General features: G+C 45.6%; 15 protein-coding genes and 1 tRNA gene. 13 read left to right on the forward strand and 3 right to left on the reverse strand.

From position 1 onward, the window contains the following. Window positions 1-391 precede the first annotated feature (391 nt). The 3 genes from IS446_RS09030 to IS446_RS09040 all read right to left on the reverse strand — a co-directional run bounded on the left by IS446_RS09030 (window position 392) and on the right by IS446_RS09040 (window position 4,056). Complete coding sequence (locus tag IS446_RS09030; protein WP_203059996.1) at window positions 392-2,035, reverse strand: S41 family peptidase; 1,644 nt, start codon at window positions 2,033-2,035, stop codon at window positions 392-394. A 549-nt stretch (window positions 2,036-2,584) separates the two neighbouring features. Then, window positions 2,585-2,815: a ferredoxin gene (locus IS446_RS09035; RefSeq protein ID WP_203059997.1), complete on the reverse strand. Its 231-nt coding sequence runs from the start codon at window positions 2,813-2,815 to the stop codon at window positions 2,585-2,587. Beyond that, window positions 2,815-4,056 carry a peptidase U32 family protein gene (locus tag IS446_RS09040; protein ID WP_203059999.1) on the reverse strand — a complete coding sequence of 414 codons (1,242 nt, stop codon included), beginning with the start codon at window positions 4,054-4,056 and terminating at the stop codon, window positions 2,815-2,817. Before IS446_RS09040 ends, IS446_RS09035 begins: the two co-directional genes overlap by 1 nt. 433 nt (window positions 4,057-4,489) lie before the next feature. Between IS446_RS09040 and IS446_RS09045 the strand changes: the two genes are divergently transcribed. From IS446_RS09045 to IS446_RS09105, 13 genes are all read left to right on the forward strand, one after another. Further along, window positions 4,490-5,533, forward strand: a complete 1,044-nt coding sequence (locus IS446_RS09045) for an isoaspartyl peptidase/L-asparaginase family protein (RefSeq protein WP_235996455.1) — start codon at window positions 4,490-4,492, stop codon at window positions 5,531-5,533. A gap of 21 nt (window positions 5,534-5,554) precedes the next feature. Beyond that, window positions 5,555-6,451 carry a cyanophycinase gene (locus IS446_RS09050; RefSeq protein WP_203060000.1) on the forward strand — a complete coding sequence of 299 codons (897 nt, stop codon included), beginning with the start codon at window positions 5,555-5,557 and terminating at the stop codon, window positions 6,449-6,451. A 15-nt stretch (window positions 6,452-6,466) separates the two neighbouring features. Then, entirely contained in the window at window positions 6,467-7,855 is a 1,389-nt protein-coding gene (locus tag IS446_RS09055) for a YfcC family protein (RefSeq protein ID WP_203060002.1), read from the forward strand. 86 nt (window positions 7,856-7,941) lie between these two features. After that, window positions 7,942-8,022, forward strand: a tRNA-Leu gene (locus IS446_RS09060). A 624-nt stretch (window positions 8,023-8,646) separates the two neighbouring features. Next, window positions 8,647-9,156 carry a HigA family addiction module antitoxin gene (locus IS446_RS09065; RefSeq protein ID WP_203060003.1) on the forward strand — a complete coding sequence of 170 codons (510 nt, stop codon included), beginning with the start codon at window positions 8,647-8,649 and terminating at the stop codon, window positions 9,154-9,156. Window positions 9,157-9,162: 6 nt separating this feature from the next. Beyond that, on the forward strand, window positions 9,163-9,810 hold the full coding sequence (locus IS446_RS09070) for a nucleotidyl transferase AbiEii/AbiGii toxin family protein (RefSeq protein ID WP_203060005.1): 648 nt from the start codon (window positions 9,163-9,165) through the stop codon (window positions 9,808-9,810). 257 nt (window positions 9,811-10,067) lie between these two features. Beyond that, a complete protein-coding gene (locus tag IS446_RS09075; protein ID WP_203060006.1) occupies window positions 10,068-10,496 on the forward strand; it encodes a DUF1810 domain-containing protein in 429 nt (142 codons plus the stop codon). Window positions 10,497-10,853: 357 nt separating this feature from the next. Beyond that, window positions 10,854-11,336 (forward strand): hypothetical protein, encoded by a 483-nt coding sequence (locus IS446_RS09080; protein ID WP_203060008.1) that lies wholly within the window; start codon window positions 10,854-10,856, stop codon window positions 11,334-11,336. Between the two features lie 186 nt (window positions 11,337-11,522). Continuing rightward, window positions 11,523-12,407 (forward strand): hypothetical protein, encoded by an 885-nt coding sequence (locus IS446_RS09085; protein WP_203060009.1) that lies wholly within the window; start codon window positions 11,523-11,525, stop codon window positions 12,405-12,407. Between the two features lie 31 nt (window positions 12,408-12,438). Next, window positions 12,439-13,407 (forward strand): peptidoglycan DD-metalloendopeptidase family protein, encoded by a 969-nt coding sequence (locus tag IS446_RS09090; protein ID WP_203060011.1) that lies wholly within the window; start codon window positions 12,439-12,441, stop codon window positions 13,405-13,407. 12 nt (window positions 13,408-13,419) lie between these two features. After that, on the forward strand, window positions 13,420-14,499 hold the full coding sequence (locus tag IS446_RS09095) for a hypothetical protein (RefSeq protein ID WP_203060013.1): 1,080 nt from the start codon (window positions 13,420-13,422) through the stop codon (window positions 14,497-14,499). A gap of 158 nt (window positions 14,500-14,657) precedes the next feature. Continuing rightward, entirely contained in the window at window positions 14,658-15,371 is a 714-nt protein-coding gene (locus IS446_RS09100; protein ID WP_203060015.1) for a membrane or secreted protein, read from the forward strand. A gap of 102 nt (window positions 15,372-15,473) precedes the next feature. After that, entirely contained in the window at window positions 15,474-16,880 is a 1,407-nt protein-coding gene (locus IS446_RS09105) for a nicotinate phosphoribosyltransferase (RefSeq protein WP_203060017.1), read from the forward strand. Window positions 16,881-16,921: the final 41 nt, after the last annotated feature.

A 16,921-nucleotide genomic window follows, 5' to 3' on the forward strand; every position in this document is an offset into this window, starting at 1 on the left:
TGGTGAATCGAGAATGGAGAATAGAGAGTGGTGAATAGGGAATTAGGGGTTTCTTAAATATTTCATCCAGATCAAAAAAAAAGGCCGCAGTAACTGCAGCCTTAAAAACACTAACCAACCAATAAACTTAAATAATCAAAATGTTGTCAACTTCAATTTTACTCACTAAACTTTGTACGTGCCCGTAGGGCTTGGGCACGATACGATAACACATAGGTTAAGCAATATCTTGAATGATCGTGAAAGCGCTCGCTTTTAAAATCACAACCATTTGTATTTCAATGATTTAACGATGCAAATATACAGCGGGAGTTAAGTCTGGATATTGTAAAAACCAAGGGTAAAATTTCATTTTAAGACCTGATTAACAGACGGTTATACGGTTGCGAGATCACTCCAGTGTTTGTATAAAGTCTTTTAGTTGCTTTTGCAGCTGGGGTTGACCGCTTGCCAATTCCATCGCCTTTTGGGCGGCTTCCAGGGATTCAGCCTTCATTCCGGCCTCTTTTAGTGTTCTCCCTAATGCATACCAGGTAGCTACCGATTCCGGATACAATTCGGTATTTAACTGATGTACAAAAAGAGCTTCATGCACCATACCTGTTCCGGTCAGGCGCTCACCCACTTCAATAAATCGCTGCTCCAGATCAAAAAACACATAGCGCTCGTCTTTTGAAAACCTAAAGGCTTCCTTCTTAAGAGTTTCAATATCCCCTTTCATGAACAGGCTCGTGAGGTAGTCCATGGGGTCCAGAACGAAATTGTCGTCTTTAAAATTCAAGGCTGCTTCCAATACCGGGTCCTGGTTGTTTGCAAACTCTTCAAAGGTCATTTGCACTGCAACATGGGGAGGCAACCATTCCTGGTTTTCCCATTGGGGTTTGTCCTGCCACCAGGCAAAGCTCAGATAAACAGGGATCTTACTATTCGGCAATTCCTCTTTATTATTATCTCCGTAAAAGTTGATATTCTCCCCCGTGGGTTCCCCCACAAAAATGGCATTGGTGTAATTGTCCAGTTCGTTCACCAGGTTCTGACAGGCAGAAAATGTCCTGTCACCCAAGATCACGAACAGGTTTCCTACCTTATCGATCTCCGGATGAGCGATGATATCTTTAAGAACCGCCCTATTCTTATAGTTATTTCCACCCCCGTTAAGACGCACATCGATCACCAGTTTTTCAATATTCTTTGCTTCGATCTCCTTAAAGACCTCATCGTAGAATTCAGGGATGGCCATGAGGGAATCATCCTTGATCTGACTCTGACGCACATACATGGCATTGTGGTCTTCCAGGTATTCTTTGTAGTAAATGCGTTCTAAATGTTTGAGGTAATTCGGCGTTGCATTGGTATCCCTTGCAGAGATCCAGCCATCCTTATTCTGGGTATATCCGTAGCTGGCAGGGGTGCGTTCTCCTTTTTCCATCGGATTCATTTCGCGATCGTACTCTTTTCCGTCTTTAACAAGGGTAAGCGTAACGGGAACTGTGGGGTCTTCAATGAACCCTTCGGCAGTAAGGATCTCTGTAAAAACCAGGTAACTCATTCCATAAGCCTTAAAGAACTGCGAATTTTCGGCCGGGAAATAAGTAATTACCTTTTTGTAAACTTCATCAATATCCCGCCCCTGGATCTTCAGTACCCGGGCACCGACATCATTAGAAAACTCCTCCCGAACGCCTTCGATATAGATACCATCCTTAAATTGTTTGAGATGTACGGGGAGTTGTCTTAGATCATATGGCGTATTTCCTAATCCCACACTGGTATGCCCGTAACCGAACAAGGCGATAAGCTTCATGAGGCCGGTTGCCATCTCATGATCTTCGGCTTCATCTGCCATTAATAACAAGGCATCTGCTGCATCCTGAAATTCTTCCCGCGTCACCTTTTTATAAAGAAAAGGGTATTCCTTGTCTATAAGTTCTTTTAAATAATTGATGTCTGATTTCCAATCTGCACTTTCGGCATCCTGCGCCTGTAAGGGTAACAGCGTGAGTACAGCGCAGAGCAGCATGATGATGTTTTTCATAATCAGATGGTTTTAAATTGATTGATGATATACTAATAAGACATCGACTGCTCAGAATTGTTACACTTAAGGGAGATGAAGATATGCGGTTATGCCGGGAATGGGGAATGGGGAATGGGGAATGGGGAGTAGGGAATGTCTTTGATCTATGCGATTTCGTCTTGCTTCTTGAAAACGGATCACGCTTCCCTCATCACACTTCACCTTTGGTCAATACAAAAAAGAAAAGGCTGCACCCCTGCAGCCTTTACTAACCAACCAACTTAAATAATCAAAAATCAACTAAAAATAGTGTCGACTTCATAAAGTACCCGGCAGTTGCCGGAGGGTACTTTAATAGCTTATGACAGCTATCTAAATCATCATCGGTGCAAATATACTATGCATGCATAGTTTTTTGATTGTAAAAAACGAGCATTAAATTGCTGTTTTACAGCACTATAACGTTGTAGTGGCGTCGGAATTCATAAGGACACATCAAGGCATAAAAAAAACCGGATCGAACATGCTTTTATGTCTGATCCGGTCTATATTTTCATGGATGATCCTCTATATCATTTTTGTGGTAATGATCTTTACAGGGCATGCTTTCTGTGCTTCCACACACGGATCGTATATGGTATTGTCATGCGACTTGATCGTGTAAAACCCCTTCTTATCTTTCGAATGCAGGAGCACACTTTTACCGTCTTTCTTAGACATTTGAAATTGCCCGGGTGCCAGTTCCACACAGTAATTACACCCAATACACTTTTCCCTTTGTAAAGTAACTACGACCACTATGCAGAAACGATTTTATACAGTTTATCAGACATACGAATTCTGAAATCGGTCTTAAAGGTACAACTATCTCCTTTTTGAGCCTGCTCTGCATTTTTATCATCTACCATCATTTCGGTAAGTTCGAATTCCTCTACCCCGGTGGTAGGTCCTGTGATCAGAAGTTTATCACCCACCTTGATGTCATAGGCTTCGATCTTGAACTGGGCGATCCCGGCTTTCGGGAAGAAATGCTCACCCTTACCGACATATACCTTTTTCTGGGTAGCCTGCGATCCCGGACCATCACTCCACTCCCCGAGTTTTTGCCCCAGGTAGTATCCGTTCCAGAATCCGCGGTTGTATACTTTAGAAAGCTCTTCCATCCATTCGGCCACACGCTCTTCGGTGTAGGTTCCTTCATCATAGGCATCGATAGCCTCACGGTAGGTTTTGATCACCTTGGCCACGTATTCAGGAGCTCGTCCGCGACCTTCGATCTTAAGCACCTTGGCACCGGCGTCGATCACCTGATCGAGGATATCCAGTGTACAAAGATCTTTAGGCGACATCATATATTCGTTGTCGATCTCGATCTCGAATCCGCTCTCCTGGTCGATCACGGTATATTTCTTACGGCAGTTCTGCTTGCAGGCTCCGCGGTTGGCCGAGGAGTTGTGTGAGTGCAGACTCAGGTAGCATTTACCTGAAACAGCCATACAAAGCGCACCGTGACCAAAGATCTCGATCTCTACCAAATTCCCTGAAGGGCCTTTGATCTGCTCTTTCTCGATCTGCTCACAGATCTTCTTTACCTGGCGAAGACTAAGCTCGCGGCTCATCACCATGGTATCGGCGAACATGGCGTAGAAACGCACGGTCTCGATATTGGTGATATTGATCTGGGTAGAGATATGTACTTCCATACCGATCTGACGGGCATAGGCGATCACCGCCTGGTCCATCACGATCACCGCGGTAATATCGGCAGCCTTAGCCTTATCGAGAAGGGTCTTGATCAAGGTAAGGTCATGATCGTAGATGATGGTGTTCAGGGTAAGATACGTCCTCACGTTCTTCTCCTTACACCTTCTGGTGATCTCCGGAAGATCGTCCATGGTGAAATTGATACTGGCACGGGCTCTCATATTCAATTGGTCTACTCCAAAGTATACAGAGTCGGCACCATTGTCGATCGCAGCCTGAAGGGATTCAAAATTCCCTGCAGGGGCCATTAATTCAATTTTTCCGGATTCGGTCATAGCTTCAATTTTTAGCGGATGCAAAAATACGATTTTAGATGAAATATAAAAGCATCCGTTATCTTAAATATTACGCAAAAACCTGAATAACAATCAAATACCCTATCTTACGAGATCATTCACTCCCCGGACGCTGACTACAAGGGTTTTCCGGAGGTGTCGGGATATCCTAAGCGACCCAGCTCCTCCTCCATTTTTCACCCCTCGGTTACCAGACGATCATGGCCCTTTCTTTCCTACTTTTTTATATATTTATCCGGCTAACCAATGCAATTAAACTCCTGGAAACTTACCTCCATACCCCACTTCCCTATTGCAAACCTCTAACGCTTAGAGGCCTGCAACCTATTTTTAATTGCTGAAGCATCCCTACCGGCCCTTAGGGCGGCGTATACCATATTCCTATTTCTTAGCCCTAAGCCCACGATCCACTATGGACCTCAGGACAAGTCATGGTCCTGACAGGTCATATAATCCAAAAGTGTTCCTGAGGGAGCAGAAGAACAAGATCATCAAAGAACATCAATACCATATGAGCACAACATCAAAATACACCCTATGCATCCACGGCGGTGCCGGGGTCATCACCAAAGAAGAACTCAGCGATGCCGAAAGAGCATCGATCGTAAACGACCTCAACGCCAGCCTCATTGCCGGAGAGGAAGTTTTAAAATCCGGAGGTTCAGCCACCGATGCGGTTTGCGCTGCCGTAACCGCCCTGGAGAACAGTCCGAACTTTAATGCAGGAAAAGGCTCGGTTTACGCCCGTAGTGGAAAACATTACCTGGAAGCCTCTGTAATGGACGGAAAGACATTAAAGGCAGGAGCACTGGCCAACAGCCAGACCATTAAGAATCCCGTAAAAATGGCTAAGGTGCTTATGGACCGGGACGATATCGTTTTTCTTTCCGGCGAAGGGGTCGATGCCATGGCGAAAGATCATGGTATGGAGATCGTAGACAATACCTGGTTCGATACGCCCTTTCGTAAAGAGCAGTGGAAAATGGCCAAAAAGATGGCCGGAGACCAGACCTTCCTCGACCATACCAACTTTAAAAAGGGAACGGTAGGGGCCGTAGCTATCGACAGTGAAGGTAACCTGGCCGCTGCTACTTCCACAGGAGGGATGACCAATAAGATAGACGGACGAATTGGCGATACGGCCATGATCGGTTGTGGGACTTATGCCAATAATAAAACCTGTGCGGTTTCCTGCACCGGGATCGGCGAGATGTTCATTCGCGCTACCGTGGCTTCACGTGTTTCAGATATGATGGAATACGGTAACATCTCATTTAAACTGGCAGCACAGCGCTCTATCGACGAGCAAGCCGCCCTGGAAGGTGATGGTGGGATCATTGCCATTGACCGGAATGGAGATTTTACCATGCCGTACAATTCAGAAGGCATGTATCGCGGCGTGGTTACCCAAGATGACCGTAAGGTATATATCTGGGATACCCCTGAAAACAATTAAATAACCCCAAAAAACAACTTTGTGAAAACTACTACCACCCTACTCAGCCTCTTCGCGGCGGTTACCTTTTTAACCTCCTGCAATGAGACGCATAAAACCGAAGAAACTACTGAAACAGTGGCCACCGAAGCTTCCACTACTAAAGGATCGCTCTTTATCATAGGCGGCGGTAAGCGTCCGCCGGAACTGGTTAAAGAACTTATGGACCTTAGTAAGCTCGAAGAAGAAGATCATTACGGGGTGATCCTTCCCATGTCGAGCTCCGAGCCCGACTCTTCAGCCTGGTATGCCCGTAAGCAGTTCACCGACCTGGGCGTGGCCGAAACCAAGCTTGCCGGATTCAACTTTACCAAAGAACATATGCCCCAGGCATGGATCGACTCTGTAGAAAATGCCAGCCTGGTCTATATTTCCGGAGGCGATCAGAACCGCTTTATGGGTATCGTTAAAGGAACTCCCATAGCCACCGCCATTCACAAGGCCTATGAGCAGGGAGCCGTGATCGCAGGAACCAGTGCGGGGGCTGCCGTAATGAGTAAGAAGATGATCACCGGTGATGAGTACAAGCACCCGGAATACACCGGGGAGTTCCGCACCATCGAAGCCGAGAATATTGAGATCGCCGAAGGGTTAGGACTTGCTCCCGAGCTTATCGTTGACCAGCATTTTATCTGGCGTATGCGTATGAACCGTTTGCTGAGCGTTGCTATAGAACACCCGGAAGAAGTGGCCGTAGGTATTGATGAATCAACCGCCCTGATCGTAGACCGAAATGGCTATCGCACTACAGGGAAGTCACAGATCATCGTGGTCGAAAGCAGGACTGACAACTTGCAAACAAAGAACGGACTCCTGGGGAGCGACAACCTGAAGGTTCAGGTGGTTCTACCTGGAGAAACCTTTACTATTGGCAACTAAAAAAACACCCTCACTATGCGATTTACCAAGAAGTTTCCCGATACCATAACCATTATCCTGAGCATCAGTATCATTTTTATTCTCCTCACCTGGATCGTTCCGGCCGGGGAATACGCACGAGAAACCGTGAACAATGTCGAGGTAGTCGTTGCCGACTCCTACGAGAAAGTACCCGCGAATCCGCAAGGTCTTGGCGACCTGCTCATGGCTCCAATCAAGGGAATGACCTCAGCGGCCTTTGTGATCGCTTTTATCTTTATCGTTGGGGGTGCCTTTTCTATTGTGAACAAAACGGGCGCCATCAATGCCGGAATTTTCAGGATCATCGAAATGAGCAAGAGCAGACCGGCCACCAAGAAATTCATCGTTCCCGGGGTTACCGCCCTGTTCTCTCTGGCAGGGGCCACTTTTGGCATGAGTGAAGAGATCCTGGTATTTATCCTGATCACCATTCCGCTTGCTCGGGCCCTGCATTATGACGCCATCGTTGCAGCGGCTATTCCGGTGATCGGTACCGGGGTTGGTTTTGCCGGTGCTATTACCAATCCGTTCACCATCGGGATCGCCCAGACCATAGCCGAAGTTCCGCTATTTAGCGGAATGGGATACCGCTTTGTGGTTTGGATCGTGCTAACCACCATTGCGTGTATCGCATTACAACGCTATGCATCCCGCATCGACAAGGACCCGACAAAGAGTCCGATGTATCGCCTGGGATCGGTACTTGATAAGGAGCAGGATGAGCCTGAGATCCCCGAGCTGAACACCCGCAGAAAGCTTATCCTTCTGGCCTTTCTGGCGGCCATCATTGCCCTGGTCGTAGGAGTGAATAGTTTTGATTGGTATATCAATGAGATCGCAGCCTTGTTTCTCGGATTGGCCGTGGTAAGTGCCGTGATCTACAAATTGAACATCGACATCGCCATAAAAGAATTTACTCAGGGAGCAAAAGATATGATGACTGCCGCCCTGGTGATCGCCCTGTCTAAAGGATTATTGGTGATCAGTGAAGATGGAAAGATCATTGACACCTTATTACATACGGTAGCAGTGCTGGCTGGTGATTCCAACCAGGTGATCTCCTCCCAGCTTATGTTCGTGTTTCAATGTACGCTTAACTTCTTTATCCCATCGGGATCCGGACAGGCCGCATTGACCATGCCTATTATGGCGCCTTTGAGTGATCTGCTGGGTATAAGCAGGCAGGTGGCTGTGCTTGCGTTTCAGATGGGCGACGGACTCACCAATATGATCGTACCCACCAGCGGGGTAACCATGGGAGTGCTTTCTATCGCGGGAATACCCTATGATAAATGGTTTAAATGGGCATTGCCTTACCTGGTGATCCTGTTTATTGCAGCCTTGGTATTAATGGCCCCTCCGATCCTGTTTTTTGAGTGGTAATTTTTTTGAAAAGCATTTCACCAATTCAAAGGATTTTTTTAGTTTTGGCCCGCCTAAAGCAAGAAACGTTCTTTGCAAGGCAAGCCGCACATGTGGTGAAATGGTAGACACGCTGTCTTCAGGTGGCAGTGCCCTCGGGCGTGGAGGTTCGACTCCTCTCATGTGCACATGATCCCGGTCAACGCAAGTTGATCGGGATTTTTTGTTTAGTCCCGTCGGCAGTTTACTGGCGTAAGGGAATAAGCAAAAAATCCCAAAGGCTGCGATAGCAGGCCCGGGATCATGGGTAAAGCACCCCCTCCGAGGTTGACCGAGCGCAGCGAGGTACTCCTCCCTAAAAGTAACAGGTAATAGGTGACACGTAACAGGAGCTAAAAAATCCCAAAGGCTGCGATAGCAAGCCCGGGATCATACCCCTGTACTATATTTTCAGCCTACGGAAGAACTCTCACTCTTTCAAAGTTCACTCAACAACCAATCTGACAATCATAGAATATCATTACTCTAAACACAAGAAGGATTAAAAAGTGACTAATTCGGGAGTACTTTTGAAATAGTTAAAAAGACTCACCAGCTTATTCAAATCACCTGTAATCAACGGCCTTCCTGTAAGCTACCTCAAAATGGAACTGCTTAATCGGATCATATTTCGCTCATACTTGAACCGAATAGGATTGGTAATCGGCTCAAAGGACGTAACCTTTCCTGAATGGTTCTTCGGTTTCCAAAATTCAAACATTTTAAAAAGTAAACATAATTGTTTACTTTTGTGAGTATCTATGCAAACAAACATGTTACCTGAAATAGCTAAAATAAAAGGAGTTCATCCCGGGCTTGTATTAAAGCGTGAGCTCAAGCGCAATCATATTAAAAGCTCTGCATTAGCTATGGCTATAGGTGAACACAAGCAAACCCTAAGCGCCATCATCAATCAGCGCAGAGGTATAAATCCGGAATTATCCGTTAAGCTGGGTTCCTACTTTGATATCGAGGAAGACTACTTCATGATGTTGCAAGCCGCCTACGAGGTCAAAAATAGTTTGACTGCAAAACAGCAAAGAACACCCGACCTCAGCAAGTTCAGGAAGGTATTGTTTTGGGACACCTCTATGAATCAGATCGATTGGATAAAAAACAAACGTGTGGTTATCCAGCGAATATTGGAACGCGGCAATGAATCGGAGATCAGGGAAATGATCAATTTTTATGGCAAACCGGCGGTATCAAAAATAGTCAGTTCCATAAAAAATTCACGCTTACCTTCATTTGAAAAAAATGCAGAAGCTTATAACCTTATCTGAATTTAAATGCACTTACATCGCAATACTGTTTCTGACCTGCTTTGGGATTCGTTAACCACGCTCATGGCGCTTAAAGAATTTGATCCCTTTCGTTTGGTTGGTGGTACCGCATTGAGTCTGCAACAAGGACACAGGAAATCTGTGGATATTGATCTGTTTACCGATAAGGAATATGGCTCTGTAGATTTTGGGCAGTTGGATGAAGTATTAAAACAGACATTCCCTTATGTGCAATCGCCAATAGCCGGTGAGATCGCATTTGGAACCTCCTATTTCATTGGAGAAAATCAAGATAAGGCCATTAAACTGGACCTCTTTTATACAGACCCCTTTGCATTTCCATTATTAGACGTCATGAATATACGCCTGGCATCCACCCGGGAAATAGCCGCCATGAAACTGGAAGTGATCGCTAATGGTGGCCGAAAGAAGGATTTTTGGGATCTGCATGAGCTTCTTGATGTTTACACTATAGAAGAAATGTTCGGATTCTATAAGACCAGAAATCCATATGGCGCTACCACCCAGGAACTCCTGGCGGCTTGTTTGAACCATTCACTCGCCGATGAAGATTTCACCCCGAATTGTTACCGGAACAAAGCCTGGGAACTCATAAAACTGGATTTAGTGGAACAGGTCGAAAAGTTGTCCTGAAGTCCTTAATTGTATCCTTTTTTTATTCCTTGATCCCTTCCCAGTTAGAATGGCAAGGTAACCTCAGTCACTTCTCCATAATTTATAATTATCCGTATTTTCTTCAAAAAAGTTACTTGCAGGGGAAGGTAAAAGACCTCCTTGCTAACTTTATAGAAAATAAAGAGGCCTGACCAAGCACCCCCAAGGTTGACCGAGCGCAGCGAGGTCTCATCAAGAGATTTAATCCATACATTTAGGCCATAAACAACTTTCCTATGAAAGACCCATTCAACCTGAAACGCTTCCTCGAGGCTCAGTCTGACGGTTATGTAATTGCCTTGAACGAAATAAAGAGCGGACAAAAATGCAGCCCTTGGATGTGGTATATCTTCCCTCAATTCGCATGCCTCGGCAGGAGCAGTACGACCGTATACTATGCCATTAAAAGTACAGAAGAAGCCCGTGCTTATCTCGATCACCACATCCTGGGGAGTCGGTTAATGGAGATCACTAAAGTCTTTCTTGAATTAGAAAACAAAAGTGCCCGGGAGATCCTTGGCAGTCCGGACGACCTGAAGATGAAGTCGTCAATGACTCTTTTTAACCTCATCCAGGGCGAGCGTAGCTTGTTCGATGCCGTCCTGAATAAGTATTATGGCAATAGACGTTGTCAAAAAACGAAACTGGTATTTACTGGTAATTGACAACAAGGAAACTCCGAATGCCATTCGCTTTTAAAACGCTCCAAAAAAACGCTCCCGATATCCTGTAACCAATTTTGATCGATGACGTCTAAGCCTTAAATCATCAATCAAAATCAAATAGATTAGCCTAAACTGGACGCTTTACTTCAAAGGTAAAACGATCCAAATAGCACTCCCTTGCTCATTTCCGGAAACGATTTTCAGAAAGGAAGCAAAAACGAGAAGGCACGACCAACCCTATGGTAATGGCTTTCACCATTTTCTCTGACCCCCGTCATTGCTGTATCCGGTAATTAAAGGTACATTAAAGAATTAACCCTGAGGGGCATGCCTGCCTCTCTTCTAAAATATAGCGCCATGAAAAAGTTCTTTTATCTTTTGTTCATTGCGGTAGCCGCATTGAACTTCTCCTGTAGTTCTGATGATGATGAAGGAGAAGCACTCACCAAAGACGGACCCTTTCCGATAAGTGAACTTACCGGAACCTGGGAGGCTACGAAAGCACAGTTTAGCGTAAGTACGAATTCGGTAGATGTGATCGCCGATGGCGGAACCGCAACCATGACCGTACAGGCCAATGGCCGGTTTACACTAACCATAGACCCCATAAACCGGGATGCGTATAACGTTAGCGGAGAAATGTTCTGGGAAGAATGGCAGCAAACTTTTTATTTTGCCATTGTTTGGGCCGATGAACCCGGCGACTGGGACACCTATGGTCATACCTACGACGGCACGACCTTTACCGTAAATGGTGGAGCCGATACCGGCGAATACGACTTTGATAATGACGGAGATTTCGAATCCTGTTCCGTACATTTTATCTTTGATCGTACTTAAGCCTTCCCTGCTAATACCTGCTGCCTGTCCTGATGGACTGCCTAAACCATCACTCTTTCTTCAGCATCACCTCACGATTTGTAACAATGTACTATCTTAGGGGTACTTTGACCGAAAAATCCTGAAGACCCCAACACCTAAATTGATTAAAGACCTTAGGGTGACATAACTAATACGGTTATTAAGATGACACACATCCTAAAAAACAACAACCTGGAAATACACGTTGACCGTCCGCTTGAAAACTATTGTTTTTCGCGTTTTGACCAAACCGGAAAAATTGTAAAAGTGAAATTCTGCGGCACACAGATTTCCGGAATAGAACGCACCGATGCTGAAGATGAAGATGTGATCGGGAAAGGATTTTACAATGAATTCGGATTTGATTCGCCATTGGGTTTTGAGGAAGCGAAAGTTGGCGAATGGTTTCACAAGATCGGAGTGGGGTTATTGAAAAAGACCGATGCCGACTATAAATTTGACATCCCCTACGAGATCGATCCCGCCGAATTCGAAACAGCGGTAAGTACAGACCGTATGATCATAAGCTGCACCGGAAAGGTGGTGAATGGGTATGGATATGTTTTGAGAAAAGAGATCGCACTACAGCAAAGCGGATTTACGATCAACTATTCCCTCGAAAACACCGGAGTAAAACCCATCGTTACCGACGAATATGCGCACAACTTTACCGCCATCGATCAAGAGCTTACAGGACCGGACTACCATCTTACGTTTCCCTTTGACATACAACCGGATCTGTTCGATGAGCATGTCGACCCTGAACACAAAGTAAGTATAGGACCTCGTGACATCACCTTTAAAAACACACCTGAAGCCCCCTTCTTTTTCGGCTATCTGGCCGGCAACGAATTTGTTGACGCCTCATGGGAACTCTATAACCACAAGAGTGGAATAGGTATACGTGAAACCGGAAACTTCCCGGCCTATAAGGTGAATGTTTGGGGGTGGACTCATGTGATCTGTCCGGAGCTCTTTTGCCCCATTCGGGTATTGCCCGGAGGTACTGCAAAATGGTCCAGAGCATATCAATTATTCAACGCTAGCTGATCAAAAGAAGTTTATCATATATCGTGTCACGATGAAAAAGATCATACAAGTAGGCCTATTCACTTTTTTAACAATGGCTTTTGCTCAGGACAAAGGACAACTACATGAAAATGTCACCGAGAACTTCATTTTAAACTACAATTCTTCTAATTATTCCGACCTCTATCATATGCTCGATCCAGTGATGCAACAACTCGCTTCAGAGGCTCATTACACCAACCTGATAAAAACGGTAAGGTCAAATTTCGGGACGATAAAACAAATGGAAGTATCGGGTAAGTCAGGAACTGCATACCGCTATAAAACTACATTTGAGAAAGGACTCATCAATATATTCATGGGTGTTGATGAGCATGGAAAGATCAGCAGTTTATTCATTCCCCGAAACGAGGAAGAATACACGTCCATACCGGAAAGAAACACTACGGCAATGATCTTTCCTTTTAAGGAGGAAGCCTTTGTGTACTGGGGCGGCGAGACCCTTGAACAGAATTATCACATGGAAGATCCCAACCAGCAATTTGCCTATGACATATTAATGGTTGCCGGCGGAGCCCCCTTTAAAGGTGACCCTACAATAAACGAGAGTTATCTCGTATTTGGTAAAGAACTCATGGCCCCTTGTGATGCCATCGTAGTCAAGGTGATCGATGGTATAGCCGATAATACCCCTGGAGAAGTGAATACCGAATCGCCTACCGGAAATACGCTGATTCTACAAACGGCTTCCTATGAATACGTGTTGATGGGACATCTAAAAATGCATTCCATACAAGTCAGGGAAGGCGAACAGGTAAAAAAAGGCCAGGTCATCGCTCAATGCGGCAATTCTGGGAACACCACACAGGCACACCTGCATTTACAGTTACAAAACACACCCGACCTTTTCAATGCCCTTGGAGTCAAACTCTATTTCGAGGAGATCATGGTAAACGGCCAACTCAGAAAAGATCATATGCCCGTGAAAGAAGATCTTGTAAAAAATACCGGACCATACTAAACAAGGAATTCTATGAAAAATCTACTGTACATCTTATGCTTTTGCCTTACCTTCTCATGCCAACAGGCTCCAAAGAAAGACAAAGTCCATGAGGCCGACATAGAAAATCAAAACTATTGGAGACACCTCGATTATCTGATCCAACTTAAAAACGACGTTGCCAAAAAACACTGGCAGGAATTTGGAAAAAAGGACAACTATCAGCCTGTGGTGTACTATACTCATGAAGGGACCTATGTGCTACATCCGAACAAGCACATCCTGAGCATTACAGAAAATCAGAAGATGGATCCTTTAAAAAATGTGGAACGTATAAAGCTTTCTGCAAAATATACTGACACCCTTAACTTCAATTTTTCGACAAGCTATACCGATACCGATAGCACCTCCTTGCACTTTCGCGAAAATGTGTTGTACTTTCAGAGCTTTGATCTCACCAAAGACTTAATTGGAATTAAAGATCTGCAAGACTGGTCGATCATGGTGATCCACGAACTGTTTCATGGCTATCAGAGAGCCGTACCTCAATTTAAAGCCTATTACACCAACCTCGACATCCCGGGAGGTCCGGATGAATTTCTCGGAAAGTACCACAGTGAATTAGCATGGTTCAAGGAAAGTATTCATCAGGAAAATGAGATCCTAAAAAGTATCTGGATCGATGACACCGACCTCATCTCTGGACTTAAAGCATACGATTCGTTGCGAACCATACGACTGGAGCGGATCAAAAATGAATTCGGGACCGACATCCGGGAGGCAGAAGATTACGAAATACTCATGGAAGGACACGCCCGGTATTTTGAATCCTTGTGTAAGCGATACTTGTCTGAACATACCAGTGACACCCATTTGCTCAGAGAAGAAGACCTGGCACTGATCACCAATATGTTCAAAGGCTATGACATTAAACTGGATAAAGGATTATATGACATCTACAACGACCGCTATTATTACCAGTTGGGCTATAATATTTCCATGATCCTTGAAAAATACCTTCCGCAGTACAAGGAAACGATCTATACCAAAGAACACAACTTTAACAGTTACCTGGAAACCTTAAGTGCCCGGGAAGAAGCCACTGTTCCATAATCCGGAACCATCGTTTTACACCACTGCTCTTTTCCCGGAGAACGCTGCGTATTCAAAACCGTGCATTCAATCTCAAAAACACACCCAAACCTCTAAAAACAAAGGAGTTAAAACGTTCGTTTTCGTATTTTTAAAAAACCAACCGAAAACTGATCCGCATGAAGACCAGATTATTCTCCCTGTATACCCTCCTGTTCACTATTCTTATACACGCTCAAGCGCCGGTAGGGGCGTGGGAGGCCATCACCACCGATGAACAGGGGCTGGAGATACGTATGGTTGGGATCATCACTGAAAACCACTACCAGGTGCTGAGCCGTTACGAGGCCCAAAGCGGAAAGTTCATCGACACCAATGGCGGCCGTTGGTCTCTTGACGGGAACACCATGACAGAGATCGTGGAATTTGACAGTAGCCAAAATGAAAGGGTAGGCGACACCATAACATTTCAAGTGAAAGTCACTTCAGATACCTTCACGATCATTGAGGACAATTTTGAATTTCACCGTATAGACGACGGAACAGATTCCCCATTGGCCGGGGCTTGGTTCTTTACCGGAAGAAAACGCAATGGGGAAATACAGACCCGTGATCCCAATCTTCCGAGGAGAACCATGAAGATCCTCTCCAGCACCCGTTTTCAGTGGATCGCCTACAATACCGAAACCAAATCCTTTATGGGTACGGGAGGAGGCACCTATACGGCTAAGGACGGCATATATACCGAAAACATCGAATTCTTTTCCCGTGATGATTCCCGTGTGGGTGCCCAACTGGAATTTCAATACGAGATCAAAGAAGGTAACTGGCACCATTCCGGAAAGAACAGTAAGGGGGAGCCTTTATACGAGATCTGGACACGGGGCAACTAGAGACTAACTGCCCCCTTTACCCCTTTACCCCTTTACCCCTTTACCCCTTTACCCGCTTACCTGCCTACCTAACTACTAACCATTAACCGTTAACCAAAAAATATGTTTCCATCTACATTTAACTACACCGACCTCTACCAGCTCACCATGGGGCAATCGCATTTTCTCAACGGAAACAAGGACAAAACAGTAGTCTTTGATTATTTCTTCCGAAGGCTACCTTTTAAGGGGGGGTATGCCGTATTTGCGGGATTACATGAACTTCTTGAAGAACTACCGTTTATTTCCTTTACAACAGATGACCTGGAGTACCTGGAAGAACAAGGCTTTCACAAGGACTTTCTGGAATACCTCTCCCAGTTTCGCTTTCGCGGTAATATCTACAGTGTGGAAGAGGGCGACCTCATTTTCCCCAACAGTCCGATACTCATGGTCGAGGCCACAGTGATCGAAGCCCACCTTTTAGAAACCATGCTCCTCAACCTCCTCAACTTTCAAAGTCTGGTAGCCACCAAGGCACGACGCATCAGGGATGTGTCCAATGGAAAGACCATTCTTGAACTCGGACTGCGCAGAGCCCAGGGGCTGGGTGGTCATCATGCCGCTAAGGCTGCCTATTTGGGCGGATGTGACGGGACCAGTAATGTGCTGGCTTCCGACCTTTTTAACATCCCCGTTTCAGGCTCCATGGCCCATGCCTATATTCAAAGCTACGAGCAGGAGATCGATGCCTTCAGGGCCTTTGCGAATACCAATCCAAACAATTGCATTTTGCTCATCGATACCTACAATACACTGGAGCAAGGCTTACCGAATGCCATAACAGTAGCCCGGGAATTAGAGGAACATGGCCATCGCCTGCGCGCCATCCGATTAGACAGTGGTGATCTGGGATACCTCTCCAAAGCCTGCCGAAAAATGCTGGACGATGCCGGCCTCCCCTATGTCAAGATCGCGGCCTCCAACCAGATCGATGAGCACATTGTTAAGAGTCTGGAAGAACAAGAAGCGCCTATCGATATATACGGAGTAGGCACATCCCTGGTCACCGGAAAACCGGATGCCGCCCTCGATGGGGTGTATAAGATGAGCGTATTTGAAGGCGCTCCCCGAATGAAACTCTCCGAAACCCTGGTCAAGACCAGTCTACCCTTTAAAAAGCAAGTTTATCGGGCGTTTAAGGACAACCAACAAATGGCGGGTATCGATTGTATAAGCCTTTATGCCGAAGAGGCTCCCGACCGTATGTTCCATCCTTTCGAACCCCATCGCAACCTGGATCTCAGCCCTTACGAGCTCAGGCCCATGTTACATCCGGTAATGATGAAGGGAAAACCGGTGAACCGATCGGGCACCCACCTGGCGGAGATCAGAAACCGCAGTATCGAAATATTTGAGTCACTCCCCCCGGAGTACCGCCGGTTCGATTTTCCGCATGAATATAAAACAGGTATTAGTGCTAAGCTTATGGAGGGACGAGACACCCTGCTCAATCGGGTACGGAAGTAACAGGAATACCTGGCATCGTATAAACCTTAACTTCACGTTAT

The organism is Robertkochia sediminum (genome assembly GCF_016786255.1).
GTDB classification, from domain to species: domain Bacteria; phylum Bacteroidota; class Bacteroidia; order Flavobacteriales; family Flavobacteriaceae; genus Robertkochia; species Robertkochia sediminum.